The sequence below is a fragment of the Pseudoalteromonas sp. Hal040 genome, assembly GCF_037162425.1.
Taxonomy (GTDB): domain Bacteria; phylum Pseudomonadota; class Gammaproteobacteria; order Enterobacterales; family Alteromonadaceae; genus Pseudoalteromonas; species Pseudoalteromonas gelatinilytica.
This window is the reverse complement of record NZ_JARLUU010000001.1, coordinates 1,053,163-1,072,089: the sequence shown is the minus strand read 5'-3', so window position 1 is coordinate 1,072,089 and position 18,927 is coordinate 1,053,163. Positions and strand designations below refer to the sequence as shown.

At 41.3% G+C, this 18,927-nt stretch carries 11 protein-coding genes and 1 pseudogene; 8 read left to right on the top strand and 4 right to left on the bottom strand.

All coding sequences use genetic code 11. The annotated features are described in order from the left end of the window. Positions 1-32: 32 nt before the first annotated feature. On the bottom strand, positions 33-563 hold the full coding sequence (locus P4S60_RS04745) for a thioesterase family protein (protein ID WP_063700236.1): 531 nt from the start codon (positions 561-563) through the stop codon (positions 33-35). Between the two features lie 109 nt (positions 564-672). Between P4S60_RS04745 and P4S60_RS04740 the strand changes: the two genes are divergently transcribed. Continuing rightward, complete coding sequence (locus P4S60_RS04740) at positions 673-1,161, top strand: hypothetical protein (protein WP_337115194.1); 489 nt, start codon at positions 673-675, stop codon at positions 1,159-1,161. 67 nt (positions 1,162-1,228) lie between these two features. Here P4S60_RS04740 and tyrR read toward each other — a convergent pair whose 3' ends face one another. The 3 genes from tyrR to bcsE form a co-directional block, all read right to left on the bottom strand. Then, positions 1,229-2,785 carry a transcriptional regulator TyrR gene (gene tyrR, locus P4S60_RS04735; protein ID WP_054561931.1) on the bottom strand — a complete coding sequence of 519 codons (1,557 nt, stop codon included), beginning with the start codon at positions 2,783-2,785 and terminating at the stop codon, positions 1,229-1,231. Between the two features lie 95 nt (positions 2,786-2,880). Further along, a complete protein-coding gene (gene bcsG, locus P4S60_RS04730; RefSeq protein ID WP_337115193.1) occupies positions 2,881-4,461 on the bottom strand; it encodes a cellulose biosynthesis protein BcsG in 1,581 nt (526 codons plus the stop codon). Positions 4,462-4,630: 169 nt separating this feature from the next. Then, positions 4,631-6,256: a cellulose biosynthesis protein BcsE gene (bcsE, locus tag P4S60_RS04725; protein ID WP_337115192.1), complete on the bottom strand. Its 1,626-nt coding sequence runs from the start codon at positions 6,254-6,256 to the stop codon at positions 4,631-4,633. A gap of 121 nt (positions 6,257-6,377) precedes the next feature. Between bcsE and bcsR the strand changes: the two genes are divergently transcribed. From bcsR to P4S60_RS04690, 7 genes and pseudogenes are all read left to right on the top strand, one after another. Next, on the top strand, positions 6,378-6,605 hold the full coding sequence (gene bcsR / locus P4S60_RS04720; RefSeq protein ID WP_063700244.1) for a BcsR/BcsP family cellulose biosynthesis protein: 228 nt from the start codon (positions 6,378-6,380) through the stop codon (positions 6,603-6,605). Further along, positions 6,602-7,324 carry a cellulose biosynthesis protein BcsQ gene (gene bcsQ / locus P4S60_RS04715; protein ID WP_063700246.1) on the top strand — a complete coding sequence of 241 codons (723 nt, stop codon included), beginning with the start codon at positions 6,602-6,604 and terminating at the stop codon, positions 7,322-7,324. Before bcsR ends, bcsQ begins: the two co-directional genes overlap by 4 nt. After that, a pseudogene (bcsA, locus tag P4S60_RS04710) lies at positions 7,314-9,979 on the top strand (UDP-forming cellulose synthase catalytic subunit). The gene bcsQ and the pseudogene bcsA overlap by 11 nt, the downstream one beginning before the upstream one ends. Beyond that, positions 9,976-12,225, top strand: a complete 2,250-nt coding sequence (gene bcsB, locus P4S60_RS04705; protein WP_337115191.1) for a cellulose biosynthesis cyclic di-GMP-binding regulatory protein BcsB — start codon at positions 9,976-9,978, stop codon at positions 12,223-12,225. Before bcsA ends, bcsB begins: the two are co-directional and overlap by 4 nt. Then, on the top strand, positions 12,225-13,340 hold the full coding sequence (gene bcsZ, locus P4S60_RS04700; protein ID WP_337115190.1) for a cellulose synthase complex periplasmic endoglucanase BcsZ: 1,116 nt from the start codon (positions 12,225-12,227) through the stop codon (positions 13,338-13,340). Before bcsB ends, bcsZ begins: the two co-directional genes overlap by 1 nt. Continuing rightward, positions 13,331-17,143: a cellulose synthase subunit BcsC-related outer membrane protein gene (locus P4S60_RS04695; RefSeq protein ID WP_337115189.1), complete on the top strand. Its 3,813-nt coding sequence runs from the start codon at positions 13,331-13,333 to the stop codon at positions 17,141-17,143. Before bcsZ ends, P4S60_RS04695 begins: the two co-directional genes overlap by 10 nt. A 244-nt stretch (positions 17,144-17,387) precedes the next feature. Continuing rightward, on the top strand, positions 17,388-18,818 hold the full coding sequence (locus P4S60_RS04690) for a peptide MFS transporter (RefSeq protein WP_188726689.1): 1,431 nt from the start codon (positions 17,388-17,390) through the stop codon (positions 18,816-18,818). Positions 18,819-18,927 lie beyond the last annotated feature (109 nt).

Genomic DNA, 18,927 nt, shown 5'->3' with positions numbered 1-18,927 from the left:
TAGCTGGCATTTTTTTTAACTAACCTGAGGTATCACTTATTTGTGAGTTTCTTCTGTTCTAACATCTCTTTCCAGTGCATCACTTCTGCGGGCAAAATAGGTGCTACGCCACTAAAACCTGCAACTTCAAGCATCTCTTCAACGCTGACAACACCTTGTTTACGTTTAAATACACCGCGCACATAAGCAATCGCATGTAAGCCTCGTTCAGAGTGAAACTTTTGCTCAATGTAAAAGTATTTATGATCCCAACCAACCAAGCGTGTACTAACGGTGTACTTTTGCATTGGTTTAATATCACGAATGTAGGTAATAGCTGTCGCGTTAACGATTGGGAACCAGCGGCGCTTCATAATGTGCTTTAGCAAGCCCACTCGCTCAGTCATCCAAGTACGGGCAAGATCCATCATTGCTAAGTAGCGAGAATTGGTCAGATGAAAGTTAATATCGCAATCGGTCGGTAACGCTTTGAATTCAATATCAATCGTGTCTAATAATTGTTGATAATCACGATTACGTTTAATTTTAAAAAACAGCAGTATTAGTCGAAAATAGAGGTTCACAGTAAAGGTCTAACCAGTTGATAATGAACAAAGTGTATCACAGCATATTGCTAAGGCGAATTTTCTGCTCTAATCTGTGCATATATTAGTATAAAAAAAGAATAACCTAATGAAATTATTTAGTTTGGTAACTTTGTTCACTGCAAGTTTTTTCACCAGCTCAGCATTTGCTGACTTCAACTTTCCAGGTGACGGTACTTTAAAATACCCAACGGGTGTTGAAAAAGCCTTTAAATTTGGCTTTGCTTGGCAACAAGATGCTGAGAAGTTCACTATTGGTGATAAAAGTTATGATATGTCATTACCTGAGTCATACTCAGTGGCGATTACACTCAGCAAAGACGATCAACAAGTATGGATTCAGGAGTTCAACAATGGCTTTATTGAAGGCTTCAACTGGCAGATTGCTGATCACACCCTAAAACTCGAAAAGCGCAAATTCAGCGATTCAGTCAAAGGTGATTATGTTATCAGCCTTGATAATCGAGACTACTTTTTTGCCCGTAATAACATCAGTGTTGTTATTAAGTTCGACGATGAGGGTATAAAAAGCATCGCCATTGATGGTGTCACCAAAGACATGGGTACCAAACAATAGTTTTTAATCGAAAAGAAAAAGGCTTAGGTTTTACCTAAGCCTTTTTTTGCTTAATTAAACTATATAATTAAACCTTCACTGTCTTACGGTTAATGCCGTAATCGCGAAGCTTATTTGCCACTGCAGTGTGACTCAAACCTAATCGCTTAGCGAGCTGGCGAGAGCTTGGATAAGCGGGGTAAAGCTTGCGAAGTAAAGTCGCCTCAAAACGTTTTACCGCTTGGTCTAAGGTTCCTTCAAAGTCAGACTCAAGATAACCTAAATCATGGGTAAACGTTGGTAACTGCAAGTGCTCAATACGTAATTCGTTATCATCTAACAAAGATACCGCACGATAAATCGCGTTTTCTAATTGGCGCACGTTACCCGGCCATGGATAGTCTTGTAAAAAACGTAAACAATCTTCAGACATCACTGGCACAGAATGACCATTTTGCTGGGCATACTTTTGAATAAAGTGCTCTGCTAACGGACCAATGTCAGCTTTTCTATCACGTAATGGCGCAATTTCTAAGGTCAAAACATTAATTCGGTAATAGAGATCTTCTCTAAATGTCCCCTCTTGCACCATTGCGGGTAAGTCTTTTTGTGTTGCAGCTACGATACGCACATTTACTTTTACTTCGTTTTCATCACCCACTTTTCGGAAGGTACCGTCTTGTAAAAAACGCAGTAACTTAGTTTGCAACTGAGTCGACATTTCACCAACTTCGTCTAAAAACACAGTGCCACCATCAGCTTGCTCTAAAACGCCACGTTTTGGTGCCGCGTTTTCTTCATAGCCTGCATAACCAAATAACTCAGACTCAGCGACATCATCAGGCAATGAAGCACACGACAGAGCGATAAATGGTTTTACTGAGCGGTTTGATGCGTAATGACATGCACGAGCAAGTAACTCTTTACCAGTACCGGTTTCGCCAGTAATCAGTATCGGCGCTTCAAGCTGTGCCATTTTACGCGCTTCACGAACCACACGGCGCATTGCAGTACTAAAATTATGGATGGTTGCAAAGCTTTCTTGACCATAACGACGAAACGCACTGACTTGTTGACCTAGACGACTTTGTGATTTGATATTGATTACGGCGCCGGCTAACACATCCCCTTCAGCACCTTGTGGTACTGAAATAGGCAGAATATCGGCAATAAAGTCCTCACCTGCGACTTCAACTCGGGTAGTTTGGCCAAGCACTTCTTTGCCTTCAAGCCAACGCGTAAAGTTAAAACCTTTAAGCAAGTTATTGATGTTAGCGCCAATCACTTCGCTTTCAGATAATTGCAGATCACGACACGCAGCATCATTACATAAACGCACCCAGCCCTTAGCATCGATAGATATAACACCATCAGGTAAGGCACGCAGTAATGTATTTAACTCATTATGCTCTCGCTCAGAAGGTAAGAATGCAGTCGTACGAACGTCTTTCACACCATCTATCAGACGGATAGATGGCATGATTTTTTGGAATTGTTCAAATTCAATAGGCGGAAAGCTGACGTACATTCGACAATTAACCGAATCTACTTCGATGCCTTTTAAATCAACCTGGTAACTCACCAAGATATTGAGAATCTCTTGTGCGATACCTATTCGGTCAGCACAGTGGATATCTAAACGCATTACATCCTCAAAAAACGGGAACCTATAGTATGAGAATAATACGCTAACTCCCTGCAACTGGGTAGTCTATTGTAAACAATTTTGGACAAAAGAACTTAATTAGTCGGATACTTAGTCCATTCTCCCCCATCCAGCTGAATGTAAGGCTGCCCTTTTATGTACATCATAACCGTATCTTGATTCTCGGCGACCTTGGCTGAGGTCGGTAAATTATCAAGCACGCGATTAATGGGTACCGTCCCTGTGAACAAATCGAGCTTCATCGTGTTATTGATTAATTCTGAAAGAGAAAAATAGCTCATTGTCTCATCAACAACATTAAGCCCATTATGTTTAATGTCAGGCCCGATGAACTTTACAGCCGTAGGCACCGACACTATCGATGGACTCGGAATTTCACGTAATCCAGAAAATTGTAGTTTATCGCCTTGCAGTGCCGCACCATGCTCTGGCACAACCACCAACAGCACGTTGCGACCTTGCGCTTCTAACTCAGTTATAAACTTATCAATATCGCTAAATAACCGCTGCTGTCTAAGCGGATAACTTGCTAAGCTATTCATCCGTTCACGACCCGCAATTTGGTTGCCATCGTGTAAGCTAATGGTGTTGTAATAAAGAGCTCTAGGTTGCTCACTAGAACCCTGCTTTTTCAACCAATTAGTTAGGATATCTGCATCAGAATAAATCGGTTTGCCGTCAAAACCATATTGCGCGGCACTAAATTGACTAAAATCCAGTTTCGGCACAGAAACACCGCCGTACTGCCTGATCAAACCTATAAAGTCATCAAAATGACCATCGTGGTTTAGCGCCACACTGGTTTTATAGCCAAGTTCAGCAAGATTAGTAAATAGTTGGCATTGCTCATCAACAGGTTTGAATAATTGCTCTTGACTTGTCTGCCCACAACTTGCTCGCAATAAACGAATTGCCGCAGGACCACTGTACGATGTTGCTGAGTTAAATTGGCTAAACAAAATATCAAAATCAGCAAACAGGTTACGAGGTTCGACACCGATTGCGTTTAAATCTGCCGTCGCTAACGAGCAAATATTCAGTACAACGACATCAAATGGTTGACCATTAAATGCATTTGGGAACTGACTTTGTAATAAATTTTGCTGCTGGTAAAAGTCTTGTAACTGTTGATCCGGCGTCATTTGCGCTGCAGTGTCAGAGACTAAAACGGGAACTTGTTTTTGTACAACGTGGCTATTGGTTGCAACCTGAGGTGTAACCTCATTATCTGCAGCTGCCCCACCGAGCCAATACGCATAAAGAAAACCAATAATAGAAATACTGGTATAACGTAACCACTTTACAGTAAACCAATAAAAAACCACCAAAGCGAAAAGCGCAAAAATCAAATCAAAACTAATAACGCGCGACGTGATCTCAAAAAAATAGCCGATGCTAAAATCTTGTACATTGCCAGCTTGCTTGGTGAGCCGAGAAATCGGGGGCAACCATGAATCGTGATACAACAAGGCAGCACCAATTACCACACTCAGAATCTGCTTAATACGAGCCAACCAAATATGTTGAAAAGAGATAGCGAGAAAAGCAAAAAAAGCTAAGTTTGCAAATAAATCAAAAGAAATATCACCTCGGCTATACAGAACAAACTTAACTAAAAAATATAAATTCCAAAAACCTAATCCTGAAAGCCTCACTTGTTATCCTTTTTGTGTCGTCTTGGCGTATAGGGCGTTAATAATACATGCCTAAATGTTAGTTTTCGGTATAGCACGACTGCTTTTTTAAACAATATCTTACCTGTATTACTCAGCAGAATGCCGATTAACATTGCGATGATAAAAGTTATAAAAAACTGATTTAAGCTCATGATAATTCACCTTTTAAGGTCACTTTTACTGGCTCGGATATAGGTCGAATCACTTTTTTAAATTCCGGTGTTTCAGTGTTTAAACTTGCTATATCTGATGCTTTCGCGTCAAAAATATAGCTTACATTTTCTTGTAATTGCTGAGTAAAGTCTGTTATTTCAGTATTAGCAAAATGACGTTGCATGCGGCGACATTCTTGCTGAATATAAAAATGATCAGCAATGACATTTTTTGACATAAAGAAGTCACTCACCTGTAATTTAAATAAATGCTTAATTGCACTTTCAACATCGTGTTCTCGACAAGCATGTAGATAAAGATAAACCGTACCATCAGCAAAACTAAAAATATCCCCTTCGCGCTTTACATGGAATAAATGCAATGGGTGTATCGCATCAATACGTGGCAAAAGCTGCATCAAAACAAGTACGCCGCTTACGCCAAGGTTGGCAGCAGAATCACTATGCTTCGCAACCTGCTCTGCGAATTTAACAGGAGGTAAATACCCTTTAGCCAATACATTTTCACTGTATTTTAGAACATCATCAATCGATTTTGGTAGGGGTCTTGAAAACTGAAACCCTTGAATTGACTGAATTTGTGACAGTAATCGCGAAGGCTCAGAATAACTATATAAAATAAGATTAACCCCTAAAGTTAAAAATAGGCACTCATCTTGATGGCGAATAATGCCATCAACATTTTGAATAACCAATTTCAACCGACGACCACATTTTTTACGAAGAGAGAAGCAATCTTTGGCTAATGCTTTTAAATCAGTGTAGCGGCTAACGGCAAATACTAAGGTCGCTGACTTTTTAGTTAGCCCTTTAGAAAAAAGAGCATCATTGTCATCAATAATTTTATAAAAAACAGGGAGCTTTGTCCCCTCAGGCACAGCACTGCGAGTGAGCCATACTTCATCTTCATCAAAGTCTTGGGCCGTTGGCTGCGACTTTTCATCGGCTTCTTGCTCTTCTTCGATTAATGCAAGCTGACTATCATGAAGCTGCAAATTGACTGAGCGTCCAGCAATGACACCTTCTTTATGGCACCAATAATCATACTCAAGGGTGCGGATAGATGCTTCTTGAGTCATGTAAATTAAGCCGTCAAAGAAACGGTTTAAAGCTAACAACTGGCGCCTCAATTCACTGACATGGGCTCCTGACATTAAAAACACTAATGTGACATTTTTTGACTGTGACAAAGCCAGATAGAGCTTGAGTTTTTCACCAAGCTGTTGCTCATTCAAGGAAACTAACTGCTCTGAATCGACATGCACGATAACGGTGCTGTTTTTAAGTTGCTCATACTGTTTTATTTCGTTAATAACACCACGGGAAAATTGCAAACTTTTTGATACATTTTCATTATGATGTAAATGGAAAGGACGTAGTACCCCTTGTTCGAACAAAGTGAACAATAACTCGTTACCCTCTCCTTCAAAGAACAACTCGACTTGTTCAGAAAGCAAAAAAGCCGGGTCTTTATGATTGGTTAAAAGGTGCCTTGTTAACTCTAATAGCTGATTGTCTAACGGGGCAAGTAAAGCATAGTTTGCGCCTCGCTTAAGCTCAGAGAAAGCTACGTTTAGTCCTGTGATATTTAAATGAGGCACTAACAAACCCTTAAAAAAGATACTTTAGTACTAGTTTTAAACGCTATTCTATATATAATGCAAATTATGTCCATGGATCGTGAACATTTTTAAGCTAATTTTTCTCATTACGGTTTTTTAGATGAATGACTTTGCAGTAAAAAATTCACACACATTAACTCAATATGATATTGAGAAGTTATTACGTCAATTTGGCGGCAAAGAAACAGATTATGTTGAAATTGTTGATGTCGAAAAAAATCGCAAAACAATTGAAAAATACCCTTTGCTTAACGATATTGCATTAGCAACGACACAAACACAGAGCACTAAAAAAATTAACAAAAGCGCAATAAAGACTCATAAATGAAGCGAATTTTTTTAAAAGGAATTAAAGGCGGGACAGGTACAACATCGATTGTGGCCAACCTTGCTTGCGCCTTAAGAAAGTCAAATGTGCCTGTGTATGCCATCGATTTAGACCCTAAAGGCGACTTAGGCCTACACCTTGGACTTGCCTGGGAGCATCTGCTTGGCTGGAGCGATTACCCAGACTTCGCTTCAGCATGTGAGCAGTTCCACCAAGATAACGATGGTGTAAGGTTTTTACCTTATGGTAGCCGCTCGAACTTAGGCTTAGACTTTTCGAGCATTATCGAGAGCTGTCAGCAACTTAATGACAGCGATGACAGCTGGTTTTTGTTTGACTGCCCTGCCCATGTCGATGTGCATCGCTACCCGCTAAATGAAGACGATATATTCCTTGAGATTATTAATTGTGATGCTATTTGTCACAGCTTTGCTTTCAAGCGTTTAAACACACTTAAACAGGCAGAGTCATCATGGCAGCATTACTTTTTAACCAATAAATATAACTCTGCCTCTGAGCTTGAATCAGATCTATTGCAGCTTTGGCAAAGTGAACTGCCGTTAATTGCGCCCTTATATATCAACAAAGATGAAGTGATCAAAGAAGCCACCGCGTTTCGCAATGTGGCGATTAACTGTGCACCGTATAGCGTTGCTAATGACGATTTTGAAACGCTAGCAGGTTGGCTTGTAAGCCGTGCGAGTCAGAATGAGCAATAAAATAAATTCTGTAAGTGTGCCGCAACGCTTATTAAAAGTGCTATTAAGCTTAGTTTTAACCAAGCCGCTTGTACGGTTTATATTTATTAAGTTTTATGGTTATTACAATCAACATAAAATGAGCTTGTTAGCTGCGTTTTTACTGCCTTTCTTTGTGCTTTTTTTGTCATTATTTATTAAATTAGATAACAACAAAAAACGAGAAATTAAACATAAATTACAGCGTTTATACCCCCATGTATCTCAACCTGTTTTGACACCGAGTAACTGTGTTCGAATTGTATTGCAAAGTATTTATCTTGCGCTGTTCAACACCACCACAACCTCACAGCAGCACATAACTATTGAGCAGCGTAAAACTTGGCGTACAGTAACACGTTCAGCTCGTTTATTAAGACTGGCAGACAACAAGCTTGTGCGCTCATTTAAAGTGCTTTGGTTAGCTGCAAGAAAACAAACCAAAACTAAATCGTATAAAGCGGTGAGTCGCTCATCCCTTTGGAAAAATAGCACCCTAAAAGTCGCGTTTTTAACCCTACTTATTTTTGCTGTAGCGATTTTTATCACCGTACCATTTAGTATTGAAGCACAAGCGGTGTTCATTAGTTTAATTTTGGTGGTTGCTTATTCACTCAGACGTGTTGAGGGACAAATAGCGACCATTGTGATGATCACCCTGTCTGTAACAACGTCGACACGTTATCTATGGTGGCGCTACACAGATACCCTGAACTGGGGTGACCCGTTAGCCCTTGCACTCGGGATTGGTTTATTGCTTGCTGAAAGTTACGCTTGGTTAGTTCTGATCTTAGGTTTCTTCCAAACTATCAATCCACTGCACCGTAAGCCCATCGCATTAGGAAAAGACACTGCAAATTGGCCAACGGTTGATATTTATATTCCGACTTATAATGAGCCATTAGAGGTAGTAAAGCCCACTACGATTGCTGCGCAAAGTATCGATTGGCCTGCAGATAAGCTAAATATTTATATTTTAGATGATGGTAAGCGCCCTGAGTTTGCAGAATTTGCAAAGCAAATTGATGTTGGTTATTTAACTCGTCCTGATAACAAACATGCCAAAGCCGGTAATATGAATCATGCGATGAAAGTAACGAATGGCGACTACATTGCTATTTTTGACTGTGATCACATACCTGCTCGCTCATTTTTACAGATGACAATGGGACAGTTCATCAATGACAGTAAAGTGTGTTTAGTACAAACACCTCACCACTTTTTTCTGCCGATCCATTTGAGCGCAACCTCAAAAACCATCGGAAAATCCCAAATGAAAATATGTTGTTCTATGGCTTAATTCAAGATGGCAATGATATGTGGGATGCAACCTTCTTCTGTGGTTCGTGTGCTGTGTTAAGGCGTAGTGCCCTTGAAGAAATTGGTGGTTTTGCGGTAGAAACCGTCACAGAAGACGCCCATACCGCGCTAAGAATGCAGCGCGCTGGCTATAAAACAACGTACATTAATATCCCGCAAGCTGCCGGCCTTGCCACTGACAGTTTATCCGCCCACGTTGGCCAGCGTATTCGTTGGGCACGCGGCATGGCACAAATATTCCGGTTAGATAACCCACTGTTTGGTAAGGGCTTAAATATTGCACAGCGATTGTGTTACTTAAACGCTATGTTGCACTTTTTATCGGGTATCCCGCGGATTGTGTTTTTAACCGCGCCGCTGGCATTAATTTATTTCAATGCGCAAATTATCTATGCACCGTTTGTTGCCATTTTTCTTTATATTGTGCCAACGCTGTTACAGGTAAAAATCACTAATTCCCGAATTCAGGGAAAATACCGCTATTCATTTTGGGGCGAAGTTTATGAATCAGTACTTGCTTGGTATATTTTAAAACCCACCACAGTTGCGCTTATCAACCCGAATAAGGGCAAATTTAACGTGACCGAAAAAGGTGGCTTAAACAAGCAAGATCACTACGACTGGACGATTTCAAAACCCTATATCATCTTGTTACTGGTTAACGTGTTAGGTATGACCTATGGCGTGTTCAGGTTGTTCTTTGGTGACAGCTCACAAATAGGTGTTTTACTTATCAGCATGTTATGGGCGAGCTACAACGTGGTAATTTTAGGTGCAGCGGTGGCCGTTGCCGCTGAAGCGAAACAAGTACGTAGCTCACATCGAATCAAAGCAAATTTCCCTGCGGCTATTCGCCTAGCCAATGGCCGTACCATTAAAGTGAAAATTACGGACTACTCAAATAATGGTGTTGGTCTTGAAACTGAGCACAATCATCTTTGCCGTGTAAACGATAAGGTAGAGCTGCTAATGAGTCGTGGCTTCAAACAGTTTTCATTCCCGACCTATATCTGTAACACCCGCGATAAACAGTTGGGTCTGACCCTCAGAGATTTAGATTTAGAAAAACAAAAAGCCTTTATTCAATGCACTTTCTCTCGTGCTGATGCTTGGCTAGATTGGCAAGAAAACTTTAAACATGACAAGCCTTCGTATAGCTTTTCTCACGTTTTTTATACCAGTCTTAAAGGCTTTAAGAACTTGATTTTCCATGCCCCAAATGAATTAAGACCCGCGATTGCGTTTGCATCAAGAGTCTTGTACTTTGTGGCGTCGTTATTACCCCAAAAACCAACAAAAGTACTAAAAACACCATGATAAGAACTTTTTTAACCTTGTTATTTGCTGTTATCACACTCAGCTTACCTGGCTGGGCGATAAGTGCTGAGCCTCTTTCTAATAAAGCGATTTTTGATGATGGTTACCCAGAGCAAGCGCCAATTGAAAGCATGACGCTAAGCTTTGAAAAGCTTGGATTAAGCAAGTTTAAACTTGATGGTGTGAGCAATAGTACCCGCGTTGATTTTACGAACCGTCTTGATAAGTTAGGTAAAAAACTAACCCTCGATTTTTCATATACCACGTCACCGTCACTGATAGGTCGTGTGTCACATTTAAAAATTTTCTTAAATGAAAATCTTGTCACTGTATTACCTATCGATGATAAGAACACGCCTATTGGCACTGTCGCTGAGCGTAGCATCGTGCTTAACCCTAAGTTAATTAAAGACTTTAACCAAATTCGTTTTGAGTTAGTGGGTTATTACGACATGGTTTGTCAGGATGATTATAGTAATGCAATTTGGGCTGAGCTGAGTAAAAGCAGCCGTATTTCTATTGACCGTCAAGCACTGGCACTTGAAAGCTTGCTAGAGTATTTCCCTGCACCATTTTTTGACTCTCGCGACTACAATAAGGTCACTTTGCCATTCGTTTTTGCATCACAACCCGATGAAAATACGTTAGAAGCTGCCACAACCTTATCAAGCTTCTTTGGCGCGCAAGCAAAATGGCGCAAAGCGCAATTCCCAGTGCAAATTAATGCAACACCAACAGAACATAGTGTCGTATTCGCAACAAATGACAATAAACCTGATTTTTTATTGAATTACCCTGATGTTGAAAAGCCTACCGTAGAAATCATCAGCAGCCCGACTCAGCGTTACGCAAAAATACTGCTTGTTTTAGGTAAAGACACCGCGCAATTGAAAGAAGCCGTTGTTGGTTTAGTCTTTGGCTATAAGGTAATGACAGGTCGCAGTGCAATCATCGAAGCAATTAGCAACTTACCACTTAGAAAAGCATACGATGCACCACTGTGGGTACGTTCTGATCGTCCGGTAAGCTTTGATGAGTTCATAGAATACCCAACCCAATTACAGTCAGAAGGCTATCGCGGTCTGCCAGTTCGTTTAGACTTACGTTTTGCACCCGATTTATTTACTTGGCGTGAAAATGGTATTCCGATTACCTTGAATTACCGCAACACACCTGTTGAACAAAACATGTTGTCGCGTTTGAACATGCTGATCAACGGTAAGTTTGTGGATGGTTTTATTCTTGATAACGAAGGCGGTAAAACAATAACAACCAATACGTTGTTGCCGCTTCTATCAGATTTTAATCCAACTCAAACTCGTCAAGACTTTGAATTAACAGGGTTAGATTTAACAACAAATAACCAACTGACTTATGACTTTAACTTTGCTGTTGTAAAAACCGGTGAGTGTAGTGCCATTCCAGCCGGTGGTGAATTTGGCGCTATTGACGGCAGCTCTACGATTGATGTGAGTGACTTCCATCACTATATTGCCATGCCAAACTTACGTGCCTTTGCAAGTGGTGGTTTTCCATTTACAAAATATGCCGATTTACACCAAAGTACTTTGGTGATGGAAGCTAACGCCTCAGTTAACGCGATTAGCTTATTACTTAATTTTGCTGGTCATTTAGGCGCTATTACCGGCTACCCTGCGCACCGTTTAGAGATTCAATTCCCAAGTAACCAATTAGCGCTAAACGATAAAGACATTATTATCATTGGTAAGGCTGATTCTTTCTTAACATCCCTTGCCAAAGACAGCGCCCTAAGTGTGCTTATCAACAACAACCAACGCATTGTTGATCAAGCTATCTACAATGGTGCATACGACACAAAAGGCGCTGAAAAAATTAAAGTAAACATCAGCAGCATTGGTCGTTTAGCCGTGATGTCAGGATTTCAGTCACCCTTCGATTCAGACCGTTCAGTGGTGTCTTTAATTGCCAGTAATGAAAGTGCATATGCGCTACTCACTGATGCCCTATTAAATGAAGATAAAACTGCTCAAATAATGGGAGGCTCCGCCATTATCAATAGCCAAGGCATCAAAACGATTAAAACCGATGAGCAGTATTTTGTCGGTCATGTGCCTATCCATACACTTATTTGGTTCCACTTTTCAGACCGCCCAGTATTGTTAGCGATTCTGTCGCTACTTACACTACTACTTATTTCATTTATGTTGTGGCGAGTGCTTGCGCTGCTGACCAAAAAACGTTTATCTGAAGGAGATCAGGCATAATGAAAACTATCGCTTCTTTACTATTCGTTTTTGTATTTTCAAGCAATGCCTTAGCTCAATTAAGCTGTAGCGCATGGCCGCAGTGGAATAACTTTAAAACCCACTTTATTACACCAGAAGGACGTGTAATTGATTTAGGCAGTGAATACAGCATCACCACCTCTGAAGGGCAATCTTATGCGTTATTCTTTGCTTTACTTGCCAATGATAAAGCCAGCTTCGATAAGTTACTTGAGTGGACTGAAGTACACCTTTCTGAAGGTGATTTAAGTACCCGTTTACCAGCATGGCAATGGGGCATTAAACAAAGCCAAGGGCAAATCCTTGATTCGAATCCAGCTTCTGATTCAGATTTATGGATTGCTTATACTCTGTCACAAGCGGCTATTTTATGGAATGAAAGACGCTATGCAGTGCTAAGCTCAGTGCTTGCTGAGCGCATTATTCGTGAAGAAACCGCACAAATACCAAACCTTGGCCTAACCTTGTTACCGGGGCCATCAGGCTTTGAAAAAGACAGTAGCTGGAAATTAAATCCAAGCTATGCACCGCTATTTATTTTTGCGCAATTTGCGCACCTATACCCGCACTCGCCTTGGCAAGCATTACACGATAACTCGGCGCAGTTGTTAATAGATACAGCACCAAAAGGCGTGAGCCCTGACTGGGTTAATTACAGCGTGGAAAAAGGCTTTTATCATGATAAAAGCACCCCTACAAAAGGTAGTTATAATGCAATCCGCGTCTATCTTTGGGCCAGCATGATGGCTGAAGATGCACCCTATAAAAAAGCTCTCACAGATCAGTTTAAACCTTTTGTTGATAGCATTGTTTCTTCAGGCAAAGTGCCATTAGAAACCAATGCAGTCACGGGCAAAACAGCCGGCAATGCCCCAAGTGGTTTTGTTGCAGCTTTATTACCACTGCTTGCTGAAGATAATGCATCACAAACTGTGACAGCTTTACAACAGCAAATTATGATGGATACCCGCTTTACCACCAGCCGCTATTACGACAGCGTGTTGTATTTATTTGGTAATAGCGCATTGAACAAACGTTTTAATATTGATAAAAACGGCGCCTTAACAACTAACTGGAGCAATGAATGCCGATAAAGTGGCTACTTGCTGCAGTTTTAGCAAGCTCCAGTGCATCCGCAGCAGTTAACAAGGACCTTGATAGTCAATCAATTGATTGGTTAATTAGCCAAGTGCAACTAGGTGAAATTGAGCGTGATAATCAATTGATGAGCGACAGCTTAGAAAAGCTGCAAAGCATTGCACCTAAAAACACCCAAGTGCAATGCGCAGAGGTGCGTGTTTTATATAGCCTAAAAGAAGTCGATAAAGCCAATGCACGTTTAGCAGAGCTCAGTAAGATGTCGCATCCGTGCGTAACAAGCTTAACTATGCTTGCACGAGTCAATAATCAAGACAAAGAAGTGGTTCAACAAGCCAGGCTTCGTGCCAGAGCTGGTCAGTACAGCGAAGCAGTGCAAATATACAACCGCCTATTTAAATCCGCTTACCCTAATATTGAATATGAGCTTGAGCACATCAACTGGCTTGCTCAAGATTCAAGTCAGTATCAACAAGCACTGCGCGGTTATCGTTCTTTAATGAAGCGCTACCCTCATAGTGGCCGTTTTGAGCTTGCCTATGCAAGGCATCTATTAAAACAGAACCCAACGAATAAAGAAGCCATTAAGCTACTTAGTCACTATGCACACAGCAATCAATATGGTGTCGAAGCCGAATTTGCTTGGCTTGCAGCGCTTGAAAACATGCCGCTTAATAAACACACTAAGCTTGCTTATCAAGACTACTTTGCTGCCTACCCTAAAAGCAGTAAAGGTCAGCTGCAATTTAGTGACTTTAAAAAAGCACATTTGGCTGAGCAAAAAAAGCAAGCGGATCCTGCTTATCAGGCATGGCTCAAAGGCAGTGTCGAACTTGAAAAACGTCACTTTGATACGGCAGAAAAGCTCTTCAATAAAGCTCTGCGAGGGCGTCCTCAAGATCCTGAAATATACAATAGCCTAGGTTTATTAAACTTAAGACAAGGCAGGAATGCCAATGCCTACCAGCACTTTAAAAAAGCACAACAATACAGCATAGATGCAAACCGCATAACGGTATTAAAAGGTCTCGCCAATACCGCACGTTTTTGGCAATACATAGATGAAGCTAAATCGGCCATTAGTAGCAATGAACTCAAACAGGCTGCACTTAAGCTTGATTTAGCAGATACGTTAAATGAAGACCCTAATACCGTGTTGTTTTACCGCGCTGAACTTGCCAAACAAGCTGGGCAATACCAAAACGCGATGAATCTCTATAAGCAAGTGCTAAATGACGATCCTCTGCAACAGGCAACTTTGCGTGCCATGCTTGAATTAACCGCCTCAGATGGCAATTATGCTCGTAGTCATCAATTTTATAATAGCTTAACTGGTCAGCAACAAGCGCTACTGACTGAAGATTACACCCTATTACAAACACAGCAACTGCGAGCCCGTGCAGATGAGCTTACTGCTGAAGGTAAACTTGATGAAGCAGTTGATGTGCTACTTATGGCAATCAAACAAAGCCCACGTCAAAGTTGGCTTTACTACGACCTTGCAAATTTATATCAACAACAAGGTTTAGTTGATCATGCCAAAGCACTTTATAAAAAAACCTTGTGGCAATTTCCGCTAGATGCAGATTTACGTTATAGCCATGCCCTATTTTTACGTTCGTTGAATGATTACCAAGGAGCACTGGCAACTTTAGATTACATTCCTAATAACGCGCGTACAGAACAAATTAATGTGCTTACAGAGCAGCTTAGCATTAATACCAAACTTGAAAGACTCTCTGCCAACAATACAGCTACGAATAAAGCCACGGTGATTTATAAGCTCACCGAGTTAGAGGCACAGCCATTAACACCTTTAATGCAAGCTGAGCTTGCCAGCCAATGGCAACAAATTAATGAGCAGCAGTATGCAATTAGACAACTGAAAAAAGCCCTTACTCGTGACCCAAGTTTGAGCCCTTATTGGCATATGACTTATGCTAATTGGCTAATTGAAAGCAACGATAAAAACGCTGCTGATAGCTGGTTTGCAGACTATCACCTGCCGAGTAACTCAAACGATGCAGAGCAATCACAATGGTTAGCACTGCAAGTAAACTACGTTAATCGCTTTAGTGATAGTAACCTTAGAGTTGCTAAGCTCTCAGAGCTTGCAACACGCTACCCTGATAACCCAGAGCTGTCAGAGTCGCTGATCAATGCTCATATCGAGCAAGGCAATAGTAACCAGGCTATTAGCCGCTTTGAGCAACACATCGCAAATGGGCAAACTGTCTCAACAGATACTGCTTTAGCTATTGCGACACTCGCTCGTCAGCAGCAAAGAGATGATTTAGCAGATCGCATCATTGCTGGACAAATTAATCAGGTTTCAAATGAACAAAGCTATCGTCAGCAGCAATTAATGACCGCACTTGAACAATTTGAAGATACGCAAAGTGCCATTAATCTAGCTGAACAATTACTGGCTAAATCAAACAATAACCAAGAACTCTATTATCAAGCGGCAGCGGTTGCACAAGCTAAGCAACAAACTACGCTTGCTCAAAACTGGTACCGCGCGGCAGTAGATCCAGATACTGCAACGAGCAACTTAAGCGATGAGCAGAACTATGAGCTGTATGCCCTTGATGAAAATGAAGCATGGTATGTCAATAATGCCAAGCGCCAATTACAAAGCATCGAGCGCGATGAACAAGCCTATATCACTGCCGCTATCAACTTAAGTAGCCAAACCAGCACGCAAAATGAGTCAACCCTCGGCGCTGGTGCAACACCTATCGAAGCCGGTTTTCCACTGTGGGGTGGCACTGGGATTGTGAAATTAGACCCAATGACGATATCGAGCCAAGAAACCCGCTTTGATGAAACCTTTGCTGGTAGCCGCTATGGTCAAGGGGCCCTTTGTATTTTTGACTGCCCACTTTTAAGCATAAAACCAAAGCAACAAGGTATGGATATTGGCCTTGCTTGGCAAAACGAGCAATGGCGCATTGATGTTGGTACCACTCCACTTGGCTTTTTAGTCGAAGATATCGTGTGGGGCGTTAATTACAAAGGTGATTTAGGCGACTTTGGTTATGGCGTCACGTTTAATAAACGCCCAGTCACTAGCTCTGTATTATCTTACGCCGGACTTGAAGATGTCTTTACTAACCAAGTATGGGGCGGTGTTAGAGCTACGCAATTACAACTTAGTCTATCTCATGACCTTGGCCTAGATTGGGGGTTTTGGGGCAGTACTAACTACCAAATCTTGCAAGGTAAAAACGTAAAAGACAATCAAAGCTACAGCCTAATGGGTGGCAGTTATTATCGTTATATTCGTGAAAGAAACACCGAATTAAGCCTAGGCCTTAACTTATTACACTGGTCGTATAAGTATAATTTAAGTGAAGAAACCTGGGGACATGGTGGCTATTACAGCCCACAAAACTACTTGGGCGCTGCATTACCTGTGATTTTTGATAAGCGAGTTGGTCATAATTTTGTATACCGACTGCGCGCTGGCGTATCTTGGTCAACCACCACCACTGACGACATTGCGTTTTTCCCGAACGACCCTATTTTGCAAGGCCAAGCAGAGGCTCAAACAGCTGTAACGGGTGTTGTGCCTTACTTTGAGGGCGATACCAGCAGTGGCTTATCGTATAACTTAGGGGCAAGTTTTGAGTACCGATTCACGCCTCATTGGTTCTTTGGTGGTTACGTCAACTTAGATAGAGCCGATTTTTACGAGCCGAATTATGCTCAGTTGTACTTCCGTTATTACTTTAATCCGGTGTATAGCGAGCTGGCATTCCCGGGGAAACCTGTTGTGCCTTATGCAAGCTACTAACCATCGCATCACAAGGGGCAAGTGTCGCAAGATCTTCCCCTCACCATAAGGTCTATGTATACTGTAGCGCACTTGTAGCTAGGATAAGGGTGTGTCTCTTACCTTCAAGTTTAAAACTTGAGCAACAAACCATTATCTTAGCTGCATCAATAAACATGGCCGCCCGTTCACTAAATAAATACATAGAACGACCAAAGCAAAAACAATAAGGCCTCAAATAAAAACTTAGAGTTAGGAAGTAAATATGAGTTCATTACCTAAAGCAGGTGACTTTTTAGGGCATCCTAAAGGGTTATTCCTGTTGTTCGGCACAGAAATGTGGGAACGATTCGGTTACTACGGCATGCGCGCCATTTTAGTTTTATATTTAGTAGCGCTTGTACAAGAAGGTGGTTTTGGTTGGTCAAATGCAGACGCATTAAGCCTTTATGGTACCTTCACTATGGCTGTATATATCACACCACTATTCGGTGGTTGGTTAGCCGATAACGTCTTAGGACAACGTAAAGCAATTATCCTTGGTGGTTTATTAATGGCTGCAGGCCATTTCACTATGGGTATTCCTCACAGCTATTTAGCTGGCCAAGAAGAAAACGTTTTCTATATTGGTTTAACACTACTTTGTTTAGGTAACGGTTTATTTAAACCTAATATCTCAACCATGGTAGGTGACCTTTATAAAGAAGGTGACCAACGTCGTGATGGTGCGTTCACTATCTTCTACATGGGTATCAACCTAGGTGGTGCATTAGGTCCTCTAGTTGCGGGTTATGCTGCTGCAGCAATGGGCTGGCAATGGGGTTTCATCGTAGCTGGTGTAGGTATGGTGATCTCAGTTCTTCTTCAACTTGCACTAAGTAATAAATACTTAGGCGAAATCGGTGTTGTTCCTTCGGCTAAGCTTTCTCAAGCACAGTCTGAATCAAATACTAAAGAGCCTTTAACGAAAGTCGAAACTGACCGTATTAAAGTTATTTTCACTATGAGTGTATTCAGCATCATCTTCTGGATGGGCTTTGAACAAGCGGGTGGTTTAATGAACCTTTTCGCTAACGATTACACTGACCGTATGCTATTTAACTTTGAAGTACCTGCTTCTTGGTTCCAATCTTTAAACTCAATTTTCATCATTGTATTTGCACCTTTAGTTGCCATCATTTGGTTGAAACTTGATAAACGTGAACCAAACTCTCCGGTTAAGTTTGCTATTGCACTTATTTTCTTAGCACTTGGTTTCATCACGATGATCCTAGCGCTAATGACACAAGGTCAAGGTGAGCACCTACAAATCAGCATGATGTGGTTAGTTTTATTCTACTTATTCCACACATTAGGTGAGTTATGTTTATCGCCGATTGGTTTATCTATGGTGAGTAAACTTGCACCTCTACGTTTAGCTTCAATGCTTATGGGTATCTGGTTCCTATGTACAGCGGTTGCAAACAAAATTGCAGGTTTCGTAGGTTCATTCCTAGGTGAAGGTGAAGAAGCGTTAGACAACGCGATGGGTATCTTCATTGGTTTAGGCGCAACGGCGGTTCTTTCTGCAGTGATCATGTACTTACTAAGCGACAAACTAGTCGCTTGGATGCACGGTGCTGAAGGCCAACACGAGCCACAAACGACTGAACACATCCTAGCTGAAGAGCTAGAAGTGTCTGCTGAAAAGCAATAATACTTATTCCCCGTAGCGCCCGGCGCGGGGAATTTCTCTCTCCCCTATTCCCTCTGCGTCCTTAAAACTGATACTATATTCTGATATTAATTTGGTTTGGCAAAGGAAC